The following is a 22,017-nucleotide window of genomic DNA, read 5'->3' as shown; positions in this document are numbered from 1 at the left end:
TCGTTTGGAGGGGAAATGCCCGGTAAACCGCCCTTACAATTAGCCTGGAGTCCAGTACATGCATCCGCGCATCCTTGAGGTCACCCAGCGGCTGGTAGAACGCAGCCGTGCCACCCGCGAACGCTACCTGCAGCTGATTCGTGGCGCGGCCAGTGAAGGGCCCATGCGTGCCAGCCTGCAGTGCGCCAACTTCGCCCATGGCGTGGCAGGTTGCGGCAGCGAGGACAAGCAGACCCTGCGCCTGATGAACGCCGCCAATGTGGCCATCGTTTCGGCCTACAACGACATGTTGTCTGCCCATCAGCCGTACCTGCACTTCCCCGAGCAGATCAAGCAGGCCCTGCGCGAGGTCGGCTCGGTCGGCCAGTTCGCCGGTGGCGTGCCGGCCATGTGCGATGGCGTGACCCAGGGCGAACCGGGCATGGAGCTGGCTATCGCCAGCCGTGAAGTCATCGCCATGTCCACTGCGGTAGCGCTGTCGCACAACATGTTCGACGCCGCGCTGATGCTGGGCATTTGTGACAAGATCGTCCCCGGCCTGATGATGGGCGCGCTGCGCTTCGGCCACCTGCCGACCATCTTCGTACCCGGCGGGCCGATGGTCTCGGGTATCTCCAACAAGCAGAAGGCCGATGTGCGCCAGCGCTACGCCGAAGGCAAGGCCAGCCGCGAAGAGCTGCTGGAGTCGGAGATGAACTCCTACCACAGCCCTGGCACCTGCACCTTCTACGGCACCGCCAACACCAACCAGCTGGTGATGGAAGTAATGGGCCTGCACCTGCCGGGCGCCTCGTTCGTCAACCCGTACACCCCACTGCGCGATGCGCTCACCGCCGAGGCTGCGCAACAGGTCACGCGCATGACCAAGGCCAGCGGCAGCTTCATGCCGCTGGGCGAAATCGTCGACGAGAAAGCGCTGGTCAACTCCATCGTCGCCCTGCACGCCACTGGTGGCTCGACCAACCACACCCTGCACATCCCGGCGATTGCCCAGGCGGCAGGTATCCAGCTGACCTGGCAGGACATGGCCGACCTGTCCGAAGTGGTGCCAACCCTGTCGCACGTGTACCCCAACGGCAAGGCTGACATCAACCACTTCCAGGCCGCTGGCGGCATGGCCTTCCTGATCCGTGAGCTGCTCGATGCCGGGCTGCTGCACGAAGACGTCAATACCGTGGCCGGCCACGGCCTGCGCCGCTACACCCAGGAGCCGTTCCTCGACAACGGCAAGCTGGTGTGGCGCGACGGGCCGCAGCACAGCCTGGACGAAAGCATCCTGCGCCCGGTGGCACGGCCGTTTTCGGCCGAAGGCGGTCTGCGGGTGATGGAAGGCAACCTCGGCCGTGGCGTGATGAAGGTGTCCGCTGTCGCCGCCGAACACCAGGTGGTCGAGGCCCCGGCACGGGTGTTCCACGACCAGCAGTCGCTGGCCGATGCGTTCAAGGCCGGCGAGCTGGAGTGTGATTTCGTCGCCGTGGTGCGTTTCCAGGGCCCGCGTTGCAACGGCATGCCGGAACTGCACAAGCTCACGCCGTTCCTCGGTGTGCTGCAGGACCGTGGCTACAAGGTGGCGCTGGTTACCGACGGGCGCATGTCGGGTGCCTCGGGCAAGATCCCGGCGGCCATCCACGTTTGCCCCGAGGCTTATGACGGCGGCCCGCTGGCGCGGGTGCGCGATGGTGATATGGTGCGGGTCGATGGTGTCGAAGGCACGCTGCGGGTGATGGTCTCGGCCGAAGAACTGGCCAGCCGCGACCTGCCGCCAGCGCCCCAGGGCAACGACCTGGGCTGCGGGCGCGAGCTGTTCGGCTTCATGCGCATGGCGTTCAGCCCGGCAGAGCAGGGCGCCAGTGCGTTCACCTCGGCCCTGGAGAACATCAAATGAAGGACCTGCTGGTTGGCGACATCGGCGGCACCAATGCCCGTTTTGCGTTGTGGCGTGACAACCAGCTGCATGAAGTGAAAGTCTTCGCCACCGCGGACTACACCAGCCCGGAGCAGGCTATCGAGGCCTATCTGGAAGGCCAGGGTATCGCCCGTGGTGGCCTGGCAGCGGTGTGCCTGGCGGTGGCCGGGCCGGTCGATGGCGATGAGTTCCGCTTCACCAACAACCACTGGCGGCTGAGCCGCACGGCGTTCTGCAAGACATTGCAAGTCGAGCGGCTGCTGCTGATCAACGACTTCACCGCCATGGCGCTGGGCATGACCCGGCTGCGCCAGGGGGAGTACCGCGAAGTGTGCCCGGGCCAGGCCGACCCAACGCGGCCGGCGCTGGTGATCGGGCCTGGCACTGGCTTGGGCGTGGGTTCATTGCTGCGCCTGGGCCAACAGCACTGGCAGGCGTTGCCGGGGGAGGGCGGGCATGTCGACCTGCCGGTGGGTAATGCCCGCGAAGCGGCGATCCACCAACACATTCACGGCCAGATCGGCCATGTCAGCGCCGAGACCGTGCTCAGTGGTGGCGGCCTGGTGCGCTTGTACCAGGCGATCTGCGCGCTGGATGGCGACACACCCAGGCACAAGACACCGGCGCAGATCACCGATGCTGCGCTAGGCGGCGAGCCACGAGCGCTGGCTGTGGTCGAACAGTTCTGCCGGTTTCTCGGCCGAGTCGCTGGTAACAATGTTCTCACGCTGGGCGCGCGGGGCGGGGTCTATATTGTCGGCGGCGTGATCCCGCGCTTTGCCGAACTGTTCCTGCGTAGCGGTTTTGCCGCAAGTTTTGCCGACAAGGGCTGCATGAGTGGCTATTTTGCCGGCGTGCCGGTGTGGCTGGTGACGGCGGAGTTTTCAGGCTTGCTGGGGGCCGGGGTGGCCTTGCAGCAGGCTCTAGATCGCTGATTGGGGCTGCAAAGCAGCCCCAATAGCAGGCAACCAAGACCTGCAACCAACAAGAGGAAGGACCACCTTGAGCACTGCCGGCAAATCGATCCTGATGGTCGACGACGACCAGGAAATCCGCGAACTGCTGCAAACCTACCTGAGCCGCTCCGGCTTCCAGGTCCACGCCGAGGCAGACGGCAAGGGCTTTCGCCGCGCACTGGAAAGCACCCCCTGCGACCTGGTCATCCTCGATGTCATGCTGCCCGACGAAGACGGCTTCAGCCTGTGCCGCTGGGTGCGCCAGCACCCGCGCCAGGCACGGGTACCGATCATCATGCTCACTGCCAGCTCCGATGAAACTGACCGGGTCATCGGCCTGGAACTGGGCGCCGACGATTACCTGGGCAAGCCCTTCAGCCCGCGCGAACTGCAGGCCCGGATCAAGGCCCTGCTGCGTCGCACCGAATTCGGCCAGGCTGCGCCCGGCAGTGCCGTACTGGCCTTCGACGATTGGCGCCTGGACACGGTCAGCCACCGCCTGTTCCATCGCGACGGTGAAGAAGTGATCCTCTCCGGCGCTGATTTCGCCTTGCTCAAGCTGTTTCTCGACCACCCGCAGCAAATCCTCGACCGCGACACCATCGGCAACGCCACCCGTGGCCGCGAGCCGATGCCACTGGACCGCATCGTCGACATGGCGGTCAGCCGCTTGCGCCAGCGCCTGCGCGATACCGAAAAACCTCCCCGGCTGATCCGCACCGTGCGCGGCAGCGGCTACCTGCTGGCGGCGCATGTCTGCTGTGCACCCTGAGCGGCGCTGGCGCCTGCTGCCGCGCTCGCTGCTGGGGCGCATGCTGCTGCTGACCTTGTTGGTGGTACTGCTGGCCCAGGGCCTGTCGAGCATCATCTGGGTTGCCCAATTGCGCGCCAGCCAGTTGCAGGGCCTGCGCGCCAGCGCCAGCAGCCTTGCCCATTCGATGAGTGCCAGTGTCAGCTACTTCCGCTCGCTGCCGGTGGCCTACCGGCCGCTGGTGCTCGACCAGCTGCGCAGCATGGGTGGCACGCGCTTCTTCGTGTCGCTCAACGCCAAGCCGCTGGATATGCCGGTACTGCCCATCACCCCGCGCAAGCAGGCGGTGATCGACGTGTTCCAGCAGGTATTGCACGAGCGGCTCGGCTCGCAGATGGAGATTTCCGTAGAGTTCGTCGCCCCCGATGACCTGCGCATCTTCAACAGCGGCCTCAAGCTCGATGAGCTGCCGCGTTCGTGGGCGCATTATTCGCTGACCCTGGAGCCGCTCAACCCACCGGTACTGGTGACGCAGATCCGCCTGGGCGAGGGCGAGTGGCTGTACATCGCCTCGCTGCTGCCCGAGCCGTACACCAGCCTGGAAGCCGAACGCCTGCCGCGCCAGCAGATTGGTTTCATCGTGCTCACTACCGCCTTGTTGCTGTTGTTCATCGGCTTGCTGGTGCATTGGCAGAGCTGGCCGCTCAAGCGCCTGGCGCGGGCTGCGCGGGAGATGTCGCTGGGTGCCGATGTGGCGCCAGTGGCCGAAGGCGGGGGCAGCGAAGTGGTCGAGGTGGGGCGGGCGTTCAACAGCATGCGCGAACGTATCAGCCGCTACCTGACTGAGCGTAGCCAGTTGTTCAGCGCCATCTCCCACGACCTGCGCACGCCAATCACCCGCCTGCGCCTGCGCGTCGAACTGCTGGAAGACGAGCGCCTGCAAGCCAAGTTCAGCCAGGACCTGGACGAGCTGGAATTGCTGGTCAAAGGCGCGTTGCAGTGTGTGAAGGACACCGACATTCACGAAAACATCGAACCGGTTGACCTTAACCAGGTGCTGGAAATTCTGGCCGAGCCTTACTTGCGCGATGGCCGCATCACCCTGGTAGGCAGGGCATTGGCGCCGTACCCGGGCAAGCCGCTGGCATTGCGGCGCTGCATCGGCAACCTGATCGACAATGCCATCAAGTACGGCGAACGGGCACGGCTGCGCATCATCGACAGTGCCGAGGGCTTTGTGCTGCAAGTGGACGACCAGGGGCCAGGGGTGCCGCAGCAGCAGTTGGAACAGGTATTCGAGCCGCACTTCCGCCTGGCAGGGCAGCAGCAGGGGTATGGGCTGGGGTTGGGGATTGCGCGCAACATTGCCCATAGTCATGGGGGTGAAGTGAGCTTGCTGAACCTGCGTGAGGGCGGGTTACGGGTGACCTTGTACCTGCCGCGGGGCATGGACTGATTTTTTGTGTTGCCTGTGCGGGCCTCTTCGCGGGTAAACCCGCTCCTACAACGACCGTGTAAGGGCCGCTCCGTGGTTAAACCCGCCCCTACAGGGATTGCGCTGTACGTGTAGGAGCGGGTTTACCCGCGAAGAGGCCAGCACAGGCAACCGAAATGTCACCGCCCAGTGACAATCCCGCCGTCCTTCGTGACATCCGCGCATACCCCGCTGGCTAGAATTCGCAAACGACTGGCAAGGATCAAGCTGGCCCATGAACACCCTCAAACTGCCTTCAACCAGCTGGCTCTACGCCCCGGCCCACAGCGCCTGGCGCCTGGCCGAAGCACAGCGCCTGCTAACCTTCGCCAAGGCCGCGAAACTGCCCGACGGCTTCGGCAACCTGGGCGCCACGGGCCAGCTCGCCCCCGGCGCCCGCGCCGAAACCATGAACACCGCCCGCATGACCCACTGCTTCGCCCTGGCCCATCTGCAGGGCATCCCCGGTTGCCTGGCCTATGCCGAACACGGCGTGGCTGCCCTGCGCGGTGCCATGCAGGATGCCAGCTACGGCGGCTGGTTCGCCCGCCCCGGCGGGCATGATGACAGCGGCAAGGCGGCCTACCTGCACGCTTTCGTTGCCCTGGCTGCCAGCTCGGCAGTGGTGGCCGGTGCAGCCGATGCCCACGCCTTGCTGGCCGCCGCCACCCAGGTGATCGAAACGCACTTCTGGAGCGAAGAAGAAGGTGCCCTGCGCGAAACCTTCTCCCGCGCCTGGCAGCTGCCCGAGCCGTACCGTGGCGCCAACAGCAACATGCACGCGACCGAAGCCTTCCTGGCCCTGGCAGATGTCACCGGCAACAGTCTGTGGCTGCAGCGCGCTTTGCGTATCGCCGAACGCATCATCCATACCCATGCCGCCGCCAACGGCTACCGGGTCATCGAACATTTCGACGCCCATTGGCAGCCGTTGCCGGATTACAACCTCGAACACCCCGCCGACCACTTCCGGCCTTATGGCACTACGCCCGGGCATGCCCTGGAATGGGCACGGTTGCTGTTGCATCTGGAGGCCAGCCTCGAACGGGCCGGCCTGCACGCACCGGGCTGGCTGTTGGGTTGCGCCCAGGCATTGTTCGATGGCGCCTGCCAGCAGGCGTGGAATGTCGATGGTGCGCAGGGCTTTGTCTACACCCTGGACTGGGCGGATCGGCCGGTGGTGCAAGCACGCCTGCACTGGGTGCACGTCGAGGCCTGCGCTGCTGCGGCGGCCCTGTTGCAGCGCACCGGCGAGGCGCATTACGAGCAGTGGTATCGCAACTGCTGGGGCTTCATCGCCAACCATTTCATCGACCTTGCCGGCGGCAGTTGGCATCACGAACTCGATGCGCATAACCAACCGGCCGGGACCATCTGGTCGGGCAAACCTGACCTCTACCACGCCTACCAGGCGCTGCTGCTGCCAGGTTTGCCGCTGGCACCCAGCCTGGCCAGCAACCTGGCTGGCAATGTAACCAGATGATGACATTCACGCATCGCTTCGTTACCTGACGGGGCGGGCACGCTGTTTAGACTTCAATGCAACGCAAGCGGTCGACTTGCACGGCATAACAACAAGAAAGGTGCTTCGATGAATTCCACGCTCCGTCTCGCTGCCGCAATCTCTATTGCCTCGTTAATTCCCCTGAGCGCCCAGGCTGCCGAATCCAAAGGCAGTGTCGAGGTGGTGCACTGGTGGACCTCCGGCGGTGAAAAAGCGGCGGTCGATGTGCTCAAGGCCCAGGTCGAAAAAGATGGCTTCACCTGGAAGGACGGCGCCGTCGCCGGCGGTGGTGGTGCCACAGCCATGACCGTGCTCAAAAGCCGCGCCGTGGCCGGCAACCCGCCCGGTGTCGCGCAAATCAAAGGCCCGGACATCCAGGACTGGGCGGCCACCGGCCTGCTTGATGCCGATGTGCTCAAAGGCGTGGCCAAGGACGAAAAATGGGACTCGCTGCTCGACAAGAAAGTCGCCGACACCGTGAAGTACGACGGTGACTACGTCGCCGTACCGGTGAACATCCACCGCATCAACTGGTTGTGGATCAACCCCGAAGTCTTCAAGAAGGCCGGCATCGACAAGGCGCCCACCACCCTCGACGAATTCTACGCCGTCGCCGACAAGCTCAAGGCCGCCGGCTTCATCCCGCTGGCCCATGGCGGCCAGCCATGGCAGGACAGCACCGTGTTCGAAAGCGTGGTGCTGGCGGTGATGGGCGCCGACGGCTACAAGAAGGCCATGGTCGACCTCGACAGTGCCGCCCTGACCGGCCCGCAGATGGTCCAGGCGCTGACCGAGCTGAAAAAGGTCGCTACCTACATGGACCCGGATGGCAAAGGCCAGGACTGGAATCTGGAAGCGGCCAAGGTCATCAACGGCAAGGCCGGCATGCAGATCATGGGCGACTGGGCCAAGAGCGAATGGACCCTGGCAAACAAGATCGCCGGCAAGGATTACCAGTGCGTGCCATTCCCCGGCACCGACAAGGCCTTCCTGTACAACATCGACTCGTTGGTGGTGTTCAAGCAGAACAACGCCGGCACCTCTGCCGGCCAGCAGGACATCGCGCGCAAGGTGCTGGGTGAGGACTTCCAGAAGGTCTTCAGCATCAACAAAGGGTCGATTCCGGTGCGTAACGACATGCTCGCCGACATGGGCAAGTATGGCTTCGATGCCTGCGCACAAACCTCCGCCAAGGACTTCCTCGCCGACGCCAAGACCGGCGGCCTGCAGCCGAGCATGGCGCACAACATGGCCACCACGCTGGCCGTGCAGGGCGCGTTCTTCGATGTGGTGACCAACTACATCAACGACCCCAAGGCCGACCCGGCCGATGCGGCGAAGAAGCTGGCGGCGGCGATCAAGGCTGCCCAGTAAAGGCTGACGCGGTCCCGTTGTAGGAGCGGCCTTGCGTCGCGATGGGCTGCGCAGCAGCCCCAAAACCTGCGCACTCGATCTTTCAGGTAGGCGTTGACCTTGAGTCCTTTGGGGCTGCTTCGCAGCCCATCGCGACGCAAGGCCGCTCCTACAGGGGAGTGCGGCGCCTTTGAGGTGAACCATGACCACAACAACCGCCCAACTGCGGGCCTCACCCCTGGACGCGCTGCAGCGCTGGCTACCCAAGCTGGTGCTGGCGCCAAGCATGTTCATCGTCCTGGTGGGCTTCTACGGCTACATCCTCTGGACCTTCGTGCTGTCCTTCACCACCTCGACCTTCCTGCCCACCTACAAGTGGGCCGGCCTTGCGCAATACGCCCGGCTGTTCGACAACGACCGCTGGTGGGTAGCCAGCAAGAACCTGCTGGTGTTCGGCGGCCTGTTCATCACCATCAGCCTGGCCATCGGTGTGCTGCTGGCGGTGTTGCTGGACCAGCGCATCCGCCGCGAAGGCTTCATCCGCACCCTCTACCTGTACCCCATGGCGCTGTCGATGATCGTCACCGGTACCGCCTGGAAGTGGTTGCTCAACCCCGGCATGGGCCTGGACAAGCTACTGCGCGACTGGGGTTGGGAGGGCTTTCGCCTGGACTGGCTGATCGACCCTGACCGGGTGGTGTACTGCCTGGTGATCGCCGCCGTGTGGCAGGCCTCGGGCTTCATCATGGCAATGTTCCTTGCCGGCTTGCGCGGCGTCGACCAATCGATCATTCGCGCCGCACAGATCGACGGTGCCAGCCTGCCACGCATCTACTGGACGGTGGTGCTGCCCAGCCTGCGCCCGGTGTTCTTCAGTTCGCTGATGATCCTTTCGCACATCGCCATCAAAAGCTTCGACCTGGTGGCGGCGATGACCGCCGGTGGCCCGGGCTACTCGTCCGACCTGCCAGCGATGTTCATGTATTCGTTCACCTTCAGCCGCGGCCAGATGGGCATGGGCTCGGCCAGCGCCATTCTCATGCTCGGGGCGATCCTGGCGATCCTCGTGCCGTACCTGTACTCGGAGCTGCGGAGCAAACGCCATGCATAGCCCTGTCGACAAGGCGCCGCTGAGCGCGAGCCGCATTGCCATTCACGCGGTATTGCTGATTGCCGTGCTGCTGTACCTGGTGCCGCTGGTGGTGATGTTGCTGACCAGCTTCAAGACCCCAGAAGACATCAGCGCCGGCAACCTGCTGAGCTGGCCGACGGTGATCACCGGCATTGGCTGGGTCAAGGCCTGGGGCACGGTAAGCGGTTACTTCTGGAACTCGATCATGATCACCGTGCCCGCGGTGCTGATCTCCACCACCATTGGTGCGCTGAACGGCTATGTGCTGTCGATGTGGCGCTTCCGTGGTTCGCAGCTGTTCTTCGGGCTGCTGCTGTTCGGCTGCTTCCTGCCGTTCCAGACCGTGCTGCTGCCGGCCTCGTTCACCCTCGGCAAGCTTGGCCTGGCCAGCACCACCAGCGGCCTGGTGCTGGTGCATGTGGTCTATGGCCTGGCCTTCACCACGCTGTTCTTCCGCAACTTCTACGTGAGCATCCCCGATGCGCTGGTCAAGGCCGCACGGCTGGACGGTGCCGGGTTCTTCACCATCTTCCGCCGCATCATTTTGCCGATGTCGACACCGATCATCATGGTTTGCCTGATCTGGCAATTCACCCAGATCTGGAACGACTTCCTGTTCGGCGTGGTGTTTTCCAGCGGCGACTCGCAACCGATCACCGTGGCCCTGAACAACCTGGTCAACACCAGCACCGGGGCCAAGGAATACAACGTCGACATGGCGGCGGCGATGATTGCCGGCCTGCCAACCCTGCTGGTCTACGTGGTAGCAGGCAAATATTTCGTGCGCGGGCTGACTGCCGGCGCGGTCAAGGGGTAAGCCATGGCAACGCTCGAACTTCGCAATGTGAACAAGACCTACGGCAGCGGCCTGCCAGACACCCTCAAGGACATTCAGCTGTCGATCAAGGACGGTGAGTTCCTGATCCTGGTCGGCCCGTCGGGCTGCGGCAAGTCGACCTTGATGAACTGCATCGCCGGCCTGGAGCAGATCACCGGTGGTGCGATCCTCATCGACCAGCAGGACGTCAGCGGCATGAGCCCCAAGGACCGCGACATCGCCATGGTGTTCCAGTCCTACGCGCTGTACCCGACCATGAGCGTGCGCGAGAACATCGAGTTTGGCCTGAAGATCCGCAAGCTGCCCCAAGCCGCCATCGACGAGGAGGTGGCGCGGGTGGCCAAGCTGCTGCAGATCGAGCACCTGCTGGCGCGCAAACCGGCGCAGCTGTCCGGTGGCCAGCAGCAGCGCGTGGCCATGGGCCGGGCGCTGGCGCGGCGGCCGAAGATCTACCTGTTCGACGAACCGCTATCCAACCTCGATGCCAAGCTGCGGGTCGAGATGCGCACCGAAATGAAACTGATGCACCAGCGCCTGAAGACCACCACCGTGTACGTCACCCATGACCAGATCGAGGCCATGACCCTGGGCGACAAGGTGGCGGTGATGAAAGACGGCATTATCCAGCAGTTCGGCACCCCGCAGCAGATCTACAACGACCCGGCCAACCAGTTCGTCGCCAGCTTCATCGGTTCGCCGCCGATGAACTTCATTCCAGTGCGCCTCAAGCAACAGGATGGCCGCTTGCTGGCGCTGCTCGACAGCGGCCAGGCGCGCTGCGAGCTGCCCCTGGGGCTGGCCGCCGATCAGCTGGATGGCCGCGAGATCATCCTGGGTATCCGCCCCGAGCAGATCGCCCTGGGCGCAGCCGAGGGCAACGGCCTGCCGGGTATCCGCGCCGAGGTTCAGGTTACCGAGCCTACCGGTCCGGACCTGCTGGTGTTCGTCACCCTCAACCAGACCAAGGTGTGCTGCCGCCTGGCGCCGGATGTCATGTGCCAGGTCGGTGACAGCCTCAACCTGCAATTCGACCCGGCCCGGGTGCTGCTTTTCGACGCCAACAGCGGCGAGCGGCTGCACCTGGCCAGTACTGCCGCTACCACAAAGGACAACGTGGCTCACTTCAAAGGCCGCTAACTCGTCTACACCATCAAATAAGAAAAAAGAGGACGCAAAGGGATGGAACAGCGCAAACGCATCAGGACATTGGGTTCGCTGGCATTGCTTGCCATCGTGGGCAGTGGTGGCGCACAGGCTGCCGAGGCCTTTTCCAGCGAATCAAAATGGATGACCGGCGACTGGGGTGGTACCCGTACCGAACTGCTGGACAAGGGCTACGACTTCACCCTCGACTACGTCGGTGAAGTGGCCGGTAACCTGCACGGCGGCTACAACGACGACAAGACCGCCCGCTACAGCGACCAGTTCGCCCTCGGCGCGCACCTGGACCTGCAGAAGATCTTCGGCTGGCACGATGCCGAGTTCAAGCTGGCGATCACCGAGCGCAGCGGCCGCAACCTGTCCAACGATCGCATCAGCGACCCGCGCGCCGGCCAGTTCAGCTCGGTGCAGGAAGTGTGGGGCCGTGGCCAGACCTGGCGCCTGACCCAGATGTGGATCAAGCAGAAGTACTTCGACGGCGGCCTGGACGTGAAATTCGGCCGCTTCGGCGAAGGCGAAGACTTCAACAGCTTCCCTTGCGACTTCCAGAACCTGGCCTTCTGCGGTTCGCAGGTGGGCAACTGGGTGGGTGGTATCTGGTACAACTGGCCAGTCAGCCAATGGGCGCTGCGGGTGAAGTACAACATCACCCCGGAATTCTTCGTCCAGGTTGGCGCCTTCGAGCAGAACCCCTCCAACCTGGAAACCGGCAACGGCTTCAAGCTCAGCGGCAGCGGCACCAAAGGCGCAATCCTGCCGGTGGAAGCGGTGTGGTCGCCCAAGGTCAACGGCCTGCCGGGCGAGTACCGCCTGGGCTACTACTACAGCACGGCCAAGGCCGACGATGTGTTCGACGACGTCAACGGCAACCCGCAGGCGCTGAGCGGCGAGGCCTTCAAGTCGCATTCCAGCAAGCACGGCTGGTGGGTGGTGGCACAGCAGCAGGTTACCGCCCATGCGGGTGACGTCAATCGCGGCCTCAGCCTGTTCGCCAACTTCACCGTGCACGACAAGGCCACCAACGTGGTCGACAACTACCAGCAGGTGGGGTTGGTCTACAAAGGTGCCTTCGACGCCCGGCCCAAGGATGACATCGGCTTCGGCGTGGCGCGGATTCATGTGAATGACGACGTGAAGAAACGCGCCGAATTGCTCAACGCCCAGAGCGGCATCAACGATTACGACAACCCAGGCTTCGTGCCGCTGCAGCGTACCGAGTACAACGCCGAGCTCTACTACGGCTTCCACGTCACCAACTGGCTGACCGTGCGGCCCAACCTGCAGTACATCAAAAGCCCCGGCGGGGTGGATGAGGTGGACAACGCGCTGGTCGCAGGCTTGAAGATTCAGTCGTCATTCTGAGGGCATTTGTTGTAAATTTACGCCAATCCATTTTCGGTACCCGGCATCCACTGGCCTGCAGTGGTTGTCGGGGATAGGCCGAGACAGCGCTATCTCAAACAACAAGAGCTCTGAACCATGCCCGAACATCCGCTCCATCGCTTCTTTTCCTCGCAGCGGCCACGGCCGACATTCGAGTGGGAGCGTTACCAGCAGCGCGATGTGCTGATCATCGATCACCCCCGTTGCCAGGCGGTCTTCAGTCGCCAGGGCGCGCAACTGCTGCACTTTCAACCGGCGGGTGAACGGCCTTGGCTGTGGTGCGCCGAGCAGTGGCCGCAAGTGGGCGCGATTCGTGGTGGCGTGCCGGTGTGCTGGCCGTGGTATGGCCGCCATCCCAGCGAGGACCTGTGGCCGGCCCATGGCTGGGCGCGGCTGCTGGACTGGAAGCTGGTCGACAGCCGCGAGGACGAGGAGGGCGTGACCCTGAAGTGGCGGCTGGACCTGTGTGACTGGCAAGTCGACCTGCATGCCCGCTTGGGCAGCCGCATGGAACTGAGCCTGAGCACCGAACACCAGGACAGCGAACCCTGCCAGCTGAGCCATGCGCTGCTGGCCTACTGGCGCATCAGTGACGTGTCCGAGATAGCGCTATCCGGGCTTGAGGATATCGAAGGTTACGACCGCCTCAATCGCCAGGCCTGCCGTGAGGATGGCGCCCTCAAGCTCAAAGGTGGCTGCCAGAAGGTCTACCCCGGTACCCCTCGGGTGCAATTGCAGGACCCGGCATGGCAGCGCGAACTGTGCATTGATACCGGTGACAGCGACGACACCGTGGTCTGGCACCCGGGCAACCGCCCGCTGATGGGCGTGACCGGCCGCGAATCGCAGCGCTTCGTTTGCGTCGAAGCCGCCAGCGGCAGTGGCGAGGGCCTGAGCCTGGCGCCGGGGCAGCGTGCCCACCTGCGCCTGCAGGCGCACCGGCTCAGTTGAGTTCGTCGTCCTCGATCGGGTAGCGGCTGGCGTTGAGGCTTTCCTTGATCTTGCGCAGGTGCGGCTGGAAGTCCACGCCTCGGCGCAGGGTCATGCCGGTGGCCAGTACATCGAGCACGGTCAGCTGGATAATCCGCGAAGTCATCGGCATGTAGATGTCGGTGTCTTCCGGCAGCGGAATATGCAGGCTCAGGCTGCAGGCGTTGGCCAGCGGCGAGCCGGCAGCGGTCAGGCCCAGCACCGAGGCGCCGTTTTCGCGGGCCAGGCGGGCCACTTCTACCAGTTCGCGGGTGCGCCCGGTGTAGGAGATGATCACGAACAGGTCACCGGTGTGGGCCACCGAGGCCAGCATGCGCTGCATCAGCACGTCGGCGTGGGCCGACACTGCCAGGTTGAAACGGAAGAACTTGTGTTGCGCATCCAGGGCCACCGGGGCCGAAGCACCAAGGCCGAAGAAGTGGATCTGCCGGGCCTGGATCATCATGTCCACGGCGCGGCTGACCTGCGCCGGGTCGAGTTGCTGGCAGGCGCTGTCGAGCGAGGCGATGGCACTGGCGAAGATCTTCTGGGTATAGGCCGCCGGGTCATCATCGGCCTCTACTGCGCGGCTGACATAGGCGGCGCCGCTGGCCAGGCTCTGTGCCAGCTGCAGCTTGAGTTCGGGGTAGCCGCTGACACCGAACGAGCGGCAGAAGCGGTTGACGGTCGGTTCGCTGACCTTGGCCGCCTGGGCCAGCGCAGCGATGCTGAAACGGGTGGCTTGTTGCGGGTTGAGCAGGATGACTTCGGCGACTTTGCGTTCGGCCTTGTTCAGCTCGTCGAGGCGTCCCTGGATCTGTTCCAGGAGGTTTCGCACGCGGTCCATGGGTGTGTCCTTGGGTCGGGAAGACAGTCGGCTGTGGGAGCAGCAGGCTTTTTGCACGGTCGTCTATCGTACTGTCGGTGCGGTTGACGCACCACTTGTCTGTAACACTTGTGTGTAATGTTATGGTTTTTACTACATTATCCCTTGAAAACCGTAAGTGAAAGCGGTATTCCTAGACCAACTTTAGGAAAGAACCTACATCATGGCTGCGATCAGTGTCGAACCTTGCACCTTTGCCCTGTTTGGCGCCCTTGGCGACCTGGCATTGCGCAAGCTGTTTCCTGCGCTCTACCAGCTCGACCGGGCCAACCTGTTGCACCCGGACACCCGCCTGCTGGCGCTGGCCCGCGAGGCCGGCGACGCGCAGCAGCACCTGCATACCATCGAAGCCCACCTGCGCCGGCATGTGCCCGAAGCTGATATCGAGCCCGCTGCGCTGGGGCGCTTCCTTGGCCGGTTGAACTACCAGCACCTGGACTTCCTGCAGCCCGAGGGTTATCAGGCCCTGGCCGAGCAGTTGCCGGGCGAGCAGCCGTTGATCGCCTATTTCGCCACGGCGGCGGCGGTATACGGGGCCATCTGCGAAAACCTCGACAAGGCCGGGCTGGCCCCGCGCACCCGGGTGGTGCTGGAAAAGCCCATTGGCCACGACCTGGAGTCGTCGCGCCGGGTCAATGATGCCGTGGCGCGGTTCTTCCCCGAAAACCGGGTCTATCGCATTGACCACTACCTGGGCAAAGAGACGGTACAGAACCTGATTGCCCTGCGCTTTGCCAACAGCCTGTTCGAAACCCAGTGGAACCAGAATTCCATTTCCCATGTGGAGATTACCGTCGCCGAAAAGGTCGGTATCGAAGGCCGTTGGGGCTATTTCGACAAAGCCGGCCAACTGCGCGACATGATCCAGAACCACCTGCTGCAGTTGCTGTGCCTGATTGCCATGGACCCGCCTAGCGAACTGTCCGCCGATGCCATCCGCGACGAGAAGGTGAAGGTGCTCAAGGCCCTGGCGCCGATCACTGGCGAAGGGCTGAGCACCCGCGTGGTGCGGGGCCAGTACATTGCCGGCTACAGCGAAGGCAAGCCGGTGCCGGGCTACCTTGAAGAAGACAACGCCAACGCCCAGAGCGACACCGAAACCTTCGTCGCCCTGCGTGCCGACATTCGCAACTGGCGCTGGTCGGGTGTGCCGTTCTACCTGCGTACCGGCAAGCGCATGCCGCAGAAGCTGTCGCAGATCGTCATCCACTTCAAGGAAACGCCGCACTACATCTTCGCACCGGAACAGCGTTTGCAGATCGGTAACAAGCTGATCATCCGCCTGCAACCGGATGAAGGCATTTCTTTACGGGTGATGACCAAAGAGCAGGGCCTGGACAAGGGCATGCAATTGCGCAGCGGCCCGTTGCAGCTGAATTTTTCCGACACCTGGCGCAGTACAAGGATTCCGGATGCCTACGAGCGGCTTTTGCTTGAGGTGATGCGCGGCAACCAGAACCTGTTCGTGCGCAAGGATGAAATCGAGTATGCCTGGAAGTGGTGCGACCAGTTGATCGCCGGCTGGCGTAACGCGGGCGATGCGCCCAAGCCTTACGCGGCGGGGTCCTGGGGGCCGATGAGCTCGATTGCACTGATCACACGCGATGGGAGGGCGTGGTATGGGGATATCTGAACTGAAACTGCCGGCGGCCGTGAAGATACACGACCTGGCGGATGCCAAAAGCCTGGCTGCAACCTTGGCCCGTGACGTGGCCGAGCGCTTGCGGGCAGCCATTGCCGCCAAGGGCCAGGCCTGCGTGGTGTTGTCCGGCGGCCGCAGCCCGGTGCCGTTCCTTGAGCAACTGGCAAGCGAACGCCTGGACTGGGCCAAGGTCACCGTCAGCCTGGCCGATGAGCGCTGGGTGCCGGTGGAGCACGCCGACAGCAACGCCGGCCTGCTGGCCCGCCACTTGCTCAAAGGCGAGGCAGCCAAGGCCCGCTTCGTTGGCGTGTACCAGCAAGCGGAGAGCCTTGATGCCGCTGCGCTGAAGGCCGACCAGGCCTTGGCCGGGCTACCGCCGATCGACGTGCTGGTGCTGGGTATGGGTGACGATGGCCATACCGCCTCGCTATTCCCGGCCAGCCCCAACCTGGGCGCAGGTCTGGACCTGGCCAGCCCACGCCGCTGCCTGCCAATGCTGGCGCCGAGCGTGCCGCACCAGCGCCTGTCGCTGACCCGCTCGCTGTTGGCCAGCGCCGCCTTCATTGCCCTGTCTGTGCAAGGCCAGGGCAAACTCGCTACCCTGCGCGCCGCGCTGGCTGGCAACGACCTTACTGAAATGCCTATTCGCGCTTTTCTTCACGACCCCCTGGACATCTACTGGTGCCCATGAGCCAAGGATCCTCTGTCATGACCACCCTCGAACGCCCACAGCCCCAGCTCTCGATGGCTGACAAAGCCGCACGGATCGATGCCATCTGCGAAAAGGCGCGCATCCTGCCGGTGATCACCATCGCCCGTGAGGAAGACATCCTGCCGCTGGCTGATGCCCTGGCCGCTGGCGGTATCCGTACCCTGGAAGTGACCTTGCGTTCGCAGCACGGCCTGAAAGCCATCCAGGTGCTGCGTGAACAGCGCCCTGAGCTATGCGTCGGCGCTGGCACTGTGCTTGATCGCAACATGTTTGCGGCTGTTGAAGCGGCGGGTGCGCAATTCGTCGTTACCCCGGGCATTACCCAGGACATTCTTGAAGCTGGCGTGGACAGTGAAATCCCGCTGCTGCCAGGCATCAGCACACCGTCCGAGATCATGATGGGTTATGCCCTGGGCTACCGCCGCTTCAAGCTGTTCCCGGCGGAGATCAGCGGCGGCGTGGCGGCGATCAAGGCCTTTGGCGGGCCGTTCGGCGATATCCGCTTCTGCCCAACCGGTGGCGTGAACCCGGCCAACGTGCGCAATTACATGGCCTTGCCGAACGTGATGTGCGTGGGCGGTACCTGGATGCTCGACAGTAGCTGGATCAAGAACGGTGACTGGGCGCGGATCGAAGCGTGCAGTGCCGAGGCGATGGCGCTGCTGGACGCCAACTGAATCTGTTGTGTGCTTTACGGCTTGTGGGGCGCTTGGTCGGCGCCCCTTTTTTTGCCTGTAATTCTTGTAGCGCCTGTTCTGGCCCTTTCGCGGGTAAACCCGCTCCTACATGGGAACGCATCCCGCTGTAGGAGCGGGTTTACCCGCGAATAGGCCGGCACAGGCCAAAAAAAAACCGCATCAAACGATGCGGGCTTCTTCATTCATCACACCAGGGCTCAGGCCGCCTTGGCTTCCTGCTGGCTCAGCGAGCGGTTCAACGCGCTGAACAGCGCCTTGAAGCTGGCTGTGGTGATGTTTTCATCAATACCCACACCGTGCACCGGGCGGCCGCCGGCCACGCGCAGTTCGATGTAGGCCGCGGCCTTGGCGTTGGTACCGGCGCCAATCGCATGTTCGTTGTAGTCCATGATCTCCACGGCAATCGGCAGGCCGGCTACCAGTGCTTCAAGGGCACCGTTGCCCTTGCCGCGCCAGTGCAGGGTGGTTTCGCCTTCCCCGGCGACTTCCACTTCCACGGCGCTGTGGCCGTTTTCTTCCTGCAGGCGGTGGCTGACCAGCGCGTACGGCGCGTTGGCCTGGAGGTATTCCTTGTGCAGCAGGCTGTAGATCTGCTGGGCGGTCATTTCCAGGCCCAGGCGGTCGGTTTCACCCTGTACCACCTGGCTGAACTCGATCTGCATGCGGCGCGGCAAGCTGATGCCGTATTCCTGCTCGAGCAGGTAGGTGATACCGCCTTTGCCCGACTGGCTGTTGACGCGAATCACCGCCTCGTAGCTGCGGCCGATGTCGGCTGGGTCGATCGGCAGGTACGGTACTTCCCACAGTTCGCCTTCCTGCTGCTTGGCGAAGCCCTTGCGGATAGCGTCCTGGTGCGAGCCGGAGAACGCGGTGTGGACCAGGTCGCCCACGTACGGGTGACGTGGGTGCACCGGCAACTGGTTGCACTCTTCGACCACCTTGCGCACGCCGTCGATGTCGGAGAAGTCCAGCAGCGGGTCGATGCCTTGGGTGTAGAGGTTCAGCGCCAGGGTCACCAGGTCGACGTTGCCGGTACGCTCGCCGTTGCCGAACAGGCAGCCTTCGGCGCGGTCGGCACCGGCCATCAGGCCCAGTTCGGTGGCGGCGATGCCGGTGCCACGGTCGTTGTGGCAGTGCAGGCTGATGATCACGCTGTCACGACGGCTGACGTTGCGGCAGAACCACTCGATCTGGTCGGCGTAGATGTTCGCCGTGGACACTTCCACGGTGGCCGGCAGGTTGAGGATGATCTTGTGCTCAGGCGTCGGGTTCCACACCTGGATGACCGCGTCGCAAACTTCTTTGGCAAACTCCATCTCGGTGGCGCTGAAGGTTTCCGGCGAGTACTGGAAGGTCCACTGGGTTTCCGGCTGCTGGGCGGCATACTTGACGAACAGCTTGGCCGCGTTCACCGCGATGTCTTTCACGCCCTGCTTGTCCTGGTTGAAGACAATGCGGCGGAACGACGGGCTGGTGGCGTTGTACAGGTGGACGATGGCCTTCTTCGCGCCGCGCAGCGATTCGAAAGTACGGGCGATCAGGTCTTCACGGGCCTGGGTGAGCACCTGGATGGTGGTGTCGTCCGGGATGTGGCCGTCTTCGATCAGCATGCGCACGAAGTCGAAGTCGGTCTGCGAGGCGGACGGGAACGACGCTTCGATTTCCTTCACGCCAACCTGCACCAGGGTCTTCCAGAAGCGCAGTTTCTTCTCCGAATCCATTGGCTCGATCAGCGACTGGTTGCCATCACGCAGGTCGGAGCTGCACCAGATTGGCGCGGCGGTGATGGTCTTCGACGGCCAGGTACGGTCAGGCAGGTCGATGGTCGGGAAAGCGCGGTATTTCTTCGAAGGGTCTTTGAGCATGGTCATGGAAGCAATCCTTTTGTGTGCGGCCGAGATCGGGCCTGCCGAGCAATAACGAGATGAAGAGGCGAGGCGACGCGATTCAGCCTGGTAGTCGGGCGCTGACCAGGCAGAGGCTGCGATGTTGTCGGAGCAGGATGAGGGTGCTGAAGGTTTTCATGCCTTCAAACTTAACCAGTGGGGTGGGGGATGGCAAGCGTTCGGGAAAAATTGAGAGGAATGCTTAAAAAAAGCGGTTAGGCGAGATTTTATGGCTGATATTTTCTGGATGGTTATTGATTGTTGCGCGGTATTTTTCGATGGCGCAACACAGTGGAATTGATGTTGGCAGGGCTGGCCTCTTCGCGGGTAAACCCGCTCCTACAACGGATAGCGCAGCCTTCAGATGTGGCGCGCCCCCTGTAGGAGCGGGTTTACCCGCGAAGAGGCCGCCACTGCCTATACAAATCTCAAGGCTGAAACGCCCCAATGAAAATCGCCGGATCAACCCGCGCATCATTCAGGCTGACGTTCCAGTGCATGTGCGGCCCGGTAGCCCGCCCTGTCGACCCCACGCGCCCGACCACCTCGCCGCGACGCAGCTGCTGCCCGACCTGCACATCCATCTTCGACATGTGGCAGAACATGCTGATAAAGCCCTGCCCATGGTCGACGAACACCGTGCGGCCATTGAAGAAGTAATCGCCCACCAGAATCACCTTGCCATTGGCCGGGGTCTTTATCGGCGTCCCGGCCGGCACGGCGAAGTCCAGCCCGGCATGCGGGTTGCGTTCTTCGCCATTGAAGAAGCGGCGCACGCCGAACTTGCTCGACAGCGGGCCACTGACCGGCTTGTCGAGGACCAGGTTGCTCGGCAGGGTCGGGCTGAAGCTGCGGTAGGCCTTGATCTGCTCGGCCAGCTCGCGGTCGATGCGCTTGAGGTCGGCCGGGTTCGGGTTGACCTGGCGGGTGTTCTTCAAGGTGATGCGCTGCTCAGGGTACTTCTTGGTCCCGACGCTGAACGGCAGGGTACGGCCGCCCTGGCTTAGCACGGCGGTGCCGGGCTTCTGGGTCAGCGGGATGCCGACAATGGCCAGCCAATTGTCCTGCTCCTTCACCACCAATACCGGTTTGCCATCGAAGCGGGCGCTGGGTGCGCTGCTGGCGGGGCCGAGGTCGACCACCGCCACGCCGCCGGGTACCGGCTTGTTCAGCGTGCGGGTGATATAGCTGGCCTGGGCGCCGCCGGCCAGCAGCAACAGGGAAAGGGCAAGCAGGGGCGCGAGCAGGCGGGGCATGTGTCAGTCCAGTAGTGAGAGGGTGACCGGGGTCAGGTGGTTGTCTTCGACCCGCACCAACAATTCGCCTTCGTTCAGGCGGGCAGTCAGGCGCTGGCCATTGCGGGTCTGTTCGGCGCTGCGAATGGCCTGGCCCTGTTCATCGAGCAGGATGCTGTAGCCGCGGGCTAGGGTGGCCAGCGGGCTGACCACCTGCAGCGTCTGCAACTGGGCCTGGAAGCGCTGGCGACGGTCCTTGAGCACTTCGCGCATGGCCCGTGGCAGGCGCTCGGCCAGGCTGTCCAGGCGCTGGCCCAGCAGTTTCAGGTTGCGTCCCGGGTGTTGGGCGGCCAGGCGGGTTTCCACCCGTGCCAGGCGCTCGCGGCGCTGGTTGAGGTTGAGCATGAACGCGCGGCGCAGGCGCATGTCCAGGTCGTCCAGGCGCTGGGCCTGCTGGCGCAGGCGCTCGCCCGGGTGGCGCAGGCGCCGGGTCAGCGACTCCAGGCGCAGGCGGTCGTGGGTCAGGCGGTTCTGCATGCGCAGCAGCAGGCGCCGCTGCAGGCCATCCAGGCGTTGCTGCAGGCCGCTGTTGTCGGGGGCCAGCAGCTCGGCGGCGGCAGACGGCGTGGGTGCACGCACGTCGGCGACGAAGTCGCTGATCGACACATCGGTTTCATGGCCGACGGCGCTGACAATCGGCGTGACGCAGGCGGCCACGGCCCGTGCCACGGCTTCTTCGTTGAAACACCACAGGTCTTCCAGCGAGCCGCCACCCCGCGCCAGGATCAGCGCATCGAAACCGAGGCTGTCGGCCAGGCGGATGGCCCGCACGATCTGCGCGATGGCTTCGCGGCCCTGTACCGCTGTAGGGATCAGGTTCAGTTCCACCTGCGGGGCACGGCGGCCGAATACGCTGATGATGTCGCGGATCACCGCGCCGGTGGGCGAGGTGATGATGCCGATGCGCTGCGGGTGGGCCGGCAGCGGCTTCTTGCGCTCGGCGCTGAACAGCCCCTCGACACCGAGCTTTTCCTTCAGTGCCTCGAAGGCCAGGCGCAGCGCGCCATCACCGGCCGGCTCGACGGTATCGAGAATCAGCTGGTAGTCGCCACGCCCCTCGAACAGCGAAACCTTGCCGCGTACCCGCACCGCCAGGCCGTCACGCAGGGCCTGACGCACCCGCGTGGCGTTCTGCCGGAACAGCGCGCAACGCACCTGGGCGCCGCTGTCCTTGAGGGTGAAGTACATGTGGCCGGACGCCGGGCGGGCGAGGTTGGAAATCTCGCCTTCCACCCACACGCTGCGGAACACGTCTTCCAGCAGCACGCGCGCGCGGCCGTTGAGTTGGCCGACGGTAAGGACCTCACGGTCCAGGCCGAGTCGTTCGAAAGGGTCTCTGATCATGGCCGGCATCATAAAGGACATCGGCCCCTGTAGTCAGCCTGCCACGATCCTGTGGGAGCGCACATCCGTCCAGGTTTGCACCGTACCTGTGGGAGCGGGTTCACCCGCGAACACCGGCATCGCCGGT

18 protein-coding genes are annotated in these 22,017 nt (G+C 63.9%); 14 read left to right on the top strand and 4 right to left on the bottom strand.

The window, feature by feature from the left end; translation table 11 throughout:
- Positions 1-58 precede the first annotated feature (58 nt).
- From edd to ACIP1G_RS07555, 11 genes are all read left to right on the top strand, one after another.
- Positions 59-1,885 carry a phosphogluconate dehydratase gene (edd, locus tag ACIP1G_RS07605; RefSeq protein WP_400735162.1) on the top strand — a complete coding sequence of 609 codons (1,827 nt, stop codon included), beginning with the start codon at positions 59-61 and terminating at the stop codon, positions 1,883-1,885.
- Positions 1,882-2,841, top strand: coding sequence for a glucokinase (locus ACIP1G_RS07600; RefSeq protein ID WP_400735160.1), 960 nt, complete (start codon positions 1,882-1,884; stop codon positions 2,839-2,841). Before edd ends, ACIP1G_RS07600 begins: the two co-directional genes overlap by 4 nt.
- Before the next feature lie 67 nt (positions 2,842-2,908).
- Complete coding sequence (gene gltR, locus ACIP1G_RS07595) at positions 2,909-3,634, top strand: two-component system response regulator GltR (protein WP_400735158.1); 726 nt, start codon at positions 2,909-2,911, stop codon at positions 3,632-3,634.
- Positions 3,615-5,069 (top strand): ATP-binding protein, encoded by a 1,455-nt coding sequence (locus ACIP1G_RS07590; RefSeq protein ID WP_400735156.1) that lies wholly within the window; start codon positions 3,615-3,617, stop codon positions 5,067-5,069. The genes gltR and ACIP1G_RS07590 overlap by 20 nt, the downstream gene beginning before the upstream one ends.
- 253 nt (positions 5,070-5,322) lie before the next feature.
- On the top strand, positions 5,323-6,570 hold the full coding sequence (locus ACIP1G_RS07585) for an AGE family epimerase/isomerase (protein ID WP_400735154.1): 1,248 nt from the start codon (positions 5,323-5,325) through the stop codon (positions 6,568-6,570).
- Positions 6,571-6,678: 108 nt separating this feature from the next.
- Positions 6,679-7,965 (top strand): ABC transporter substrate-binding protein, encoded by a 1,287-nt coding sequence (locus ACIP1G_RS07580; protein ID WP_400735152.1) that lies wholly within the window; start codon positions 6,679-6,681, stop codon positions 7,963-7,965.
- A gap of 181 nt (positions 7,966-8,146) precedes the next feature.
- The gene (locus ACIP1G_RS07575) at positions 8,147-9,055 is read left to right on the top strand and encodes a carbohydrate ABC transporter permease (RefSeq protein ID WP_400735150.1); all 909 of its coding nucleotides are present in this window, start codon (positions 8,147-8,149) and stop codon (positions 9,053-9,055) included.
- Positions 9,048-9,893 carry a carbohydrate ABC transporter permease gene (locus ACIP1G_RS07570; RefSeq protein WP_400735149.1) on the top strand — a complete coding sequence of 282 codons (846 nt, stop codon included), beginning with the start codon at positions 9,048-9,050 and terminating at the stop codon, positions 9,891-9,893. Before ACIP1G_RS07575 ends, ACIP1G_RS07570 begins: the two co-directional genes overlap by 8 nt.
- A gap of 3 nt (positions 9,894-9,896) precedes the next feature.
- Positions 9,897-11,051 (top strand): ABC transporter ATP-binding protein, encoded by a 1,155-nt coding sequence (locus tag ACIP1G_RS07565; RefSeq protein ID WP_400735147.1) that lies wholly within the window; start codon positions 9,897-9,899, stop codon positions 11,049-11,051.
- Between the two features lie 42 nt (positions 11,052-11,093).
- Positions 11,094-12,437: a carbohydrate porin gene (locus ACIP1G_RS07560; RefSeq protein ID WP_400735145.1), complete on the top strand. Its 1,344-nt coding sequence runs from the start codon at positions 11,094-11,096 to the stop codon at positions 12,435-12,437.
- 117 nt (positions 12,438-12,554) lie between these two features.
- Positions 12,555-13,409, top strand: a complete 855-nt coding sequence (locus ACIP1G_RS07555; RefSeq protein ID WP_016485098.1) for a D-hexose-6-phosphate mutarotase — start codon at positions 12,555-12,557, stop codon at positions 13,407-13,409.
- On the opposite strand, the gene hexR is transcribed toward ACIP1G_RS07555, so the two are convergent.
- Positions 13,402-14,265, bottom strand: coding sequence for a DNA-binding transcriptional regulator HexR (gene hexR, locus ACIP1G_RS07550; RefSeq protein WP_400735289.1), 864 nt, complete (start codon positions 14,263-14,265; stop codon positions 13,402-13,404). The two genes, ACIP1G_RS07555 and hexR, sit on opposite strands and share 8 nt — an antisense overlap.
- A gap of 211 nt (positions 14,266-14,476) precedes the next feature.
- Here hexR and zwf point away from each other — a divergent pair, with 211 nt between their 5' ends.
- Genes zwf through ACIP1G_RS07535 form a run of 3 tightly spaced genes read left to right on the top strand, consistent with a single transcriptional unit; the run spans position 14,477 to position 17,344 of the window.
- Positions 14,477-15,946 (top strand): glucose-6-phosphate dehydrogenase, encoded by a 1,470-nt coding sequence (zwf, locus tag ACIP1G_RS07545; protein ID WP_400735143.1) that lies wholly within the window; start codon positions 14,477-14,479, stop codon positions 15,944-15,946.
- A complete protein-coding gene (gene pgl / locus ACIP1G_RS07540; RefSeq protein WP_400735141.1) occupies positions 15,933-16,646 on the top strand; it encodes a 6-phosphogluconolactonase in 714 nt (237 codons plus the stop codon). The genes zwf and pgl overlap by 14 nt, the downstream gene beginning before the upstream one ends.
- Before the next feature lie 17 nt (positions 16,647-16,663).
- Positions 16,664-17,344, top strand: coding sequence for a bifunctional 4-hydroxy-2-oxoglutarate aldolase/2-dehydro-3-deoxy-phosphogluconate aldolase (locus tag ACIP1G_RS07535; RefSeq protein WP_400735139.1), 681 nt, complete (start codon positions 16,664-16,666; stop codon positions 17,342-17,344).
- A gap of 218 nt (positions 17,345-17,562) precedes the next feature.
- On the opposite strand, the gene leuA is transcribed toward ACIP1G_RS07535, so the two are convergent.
- The 3 genes from leuA to xseA form a co-directional block, all read right to left on the bottom strand.
- A complete protein-coding gene (gene leuA, locus ACIP1G_RS07530) occupies positions 17,563-19,236 on the bottom strand; it encodes a 2-isopropylmalate synthase (protein ID WP_400735137.1) in 1,674 nt (557 codons plus the stop codon).
- A 443-nt stretch (positions 19,237-19,679) separates the two neighbouring features.
- Positions 19,680-20,507: a peptidoglycan DD-metalloendopeptidase family protein gene (locus ACIP1G_RS07525; RefSeq protein WP_400735135.1), complete on the bottom strand. Its 828-nt coding sequence runs from the start codon at positions 20,505-20,507 to the stop codon at positions 19,680-19,682.
- 3 nt (positions 20,508-20,510) lie between these two features.
- Positions 20,511-21,890: an exodeoxyribonuclease VII large subunit gene (gene xseA / locus ACIP1G_RS07520; protein WP_400735133.1), complete on the bottom strand. Its 1,380-nt coding sequence runs from the start codon at positions 21,888-21,890 to the stop codon at positions 20,511-20,513.
- Positions 21,891-22,017: the final 127 nt, after the last annotated feature.

The sequence above is a fragment of the Pseudomonas sp. NPDC089392 genome (genome assembly GCF_044749595.1).
Classification (GTDB): Bacteria; Pseudomonadota; Gammaproteobacteria; order Pseudomonadales; family Pseudomonadaceae; genus Aquipseudomonas.
Note: the sequence above shows the minus strand (reverse complement) of the source record. Positions and strands in the feature narration are given on the sequence as shown.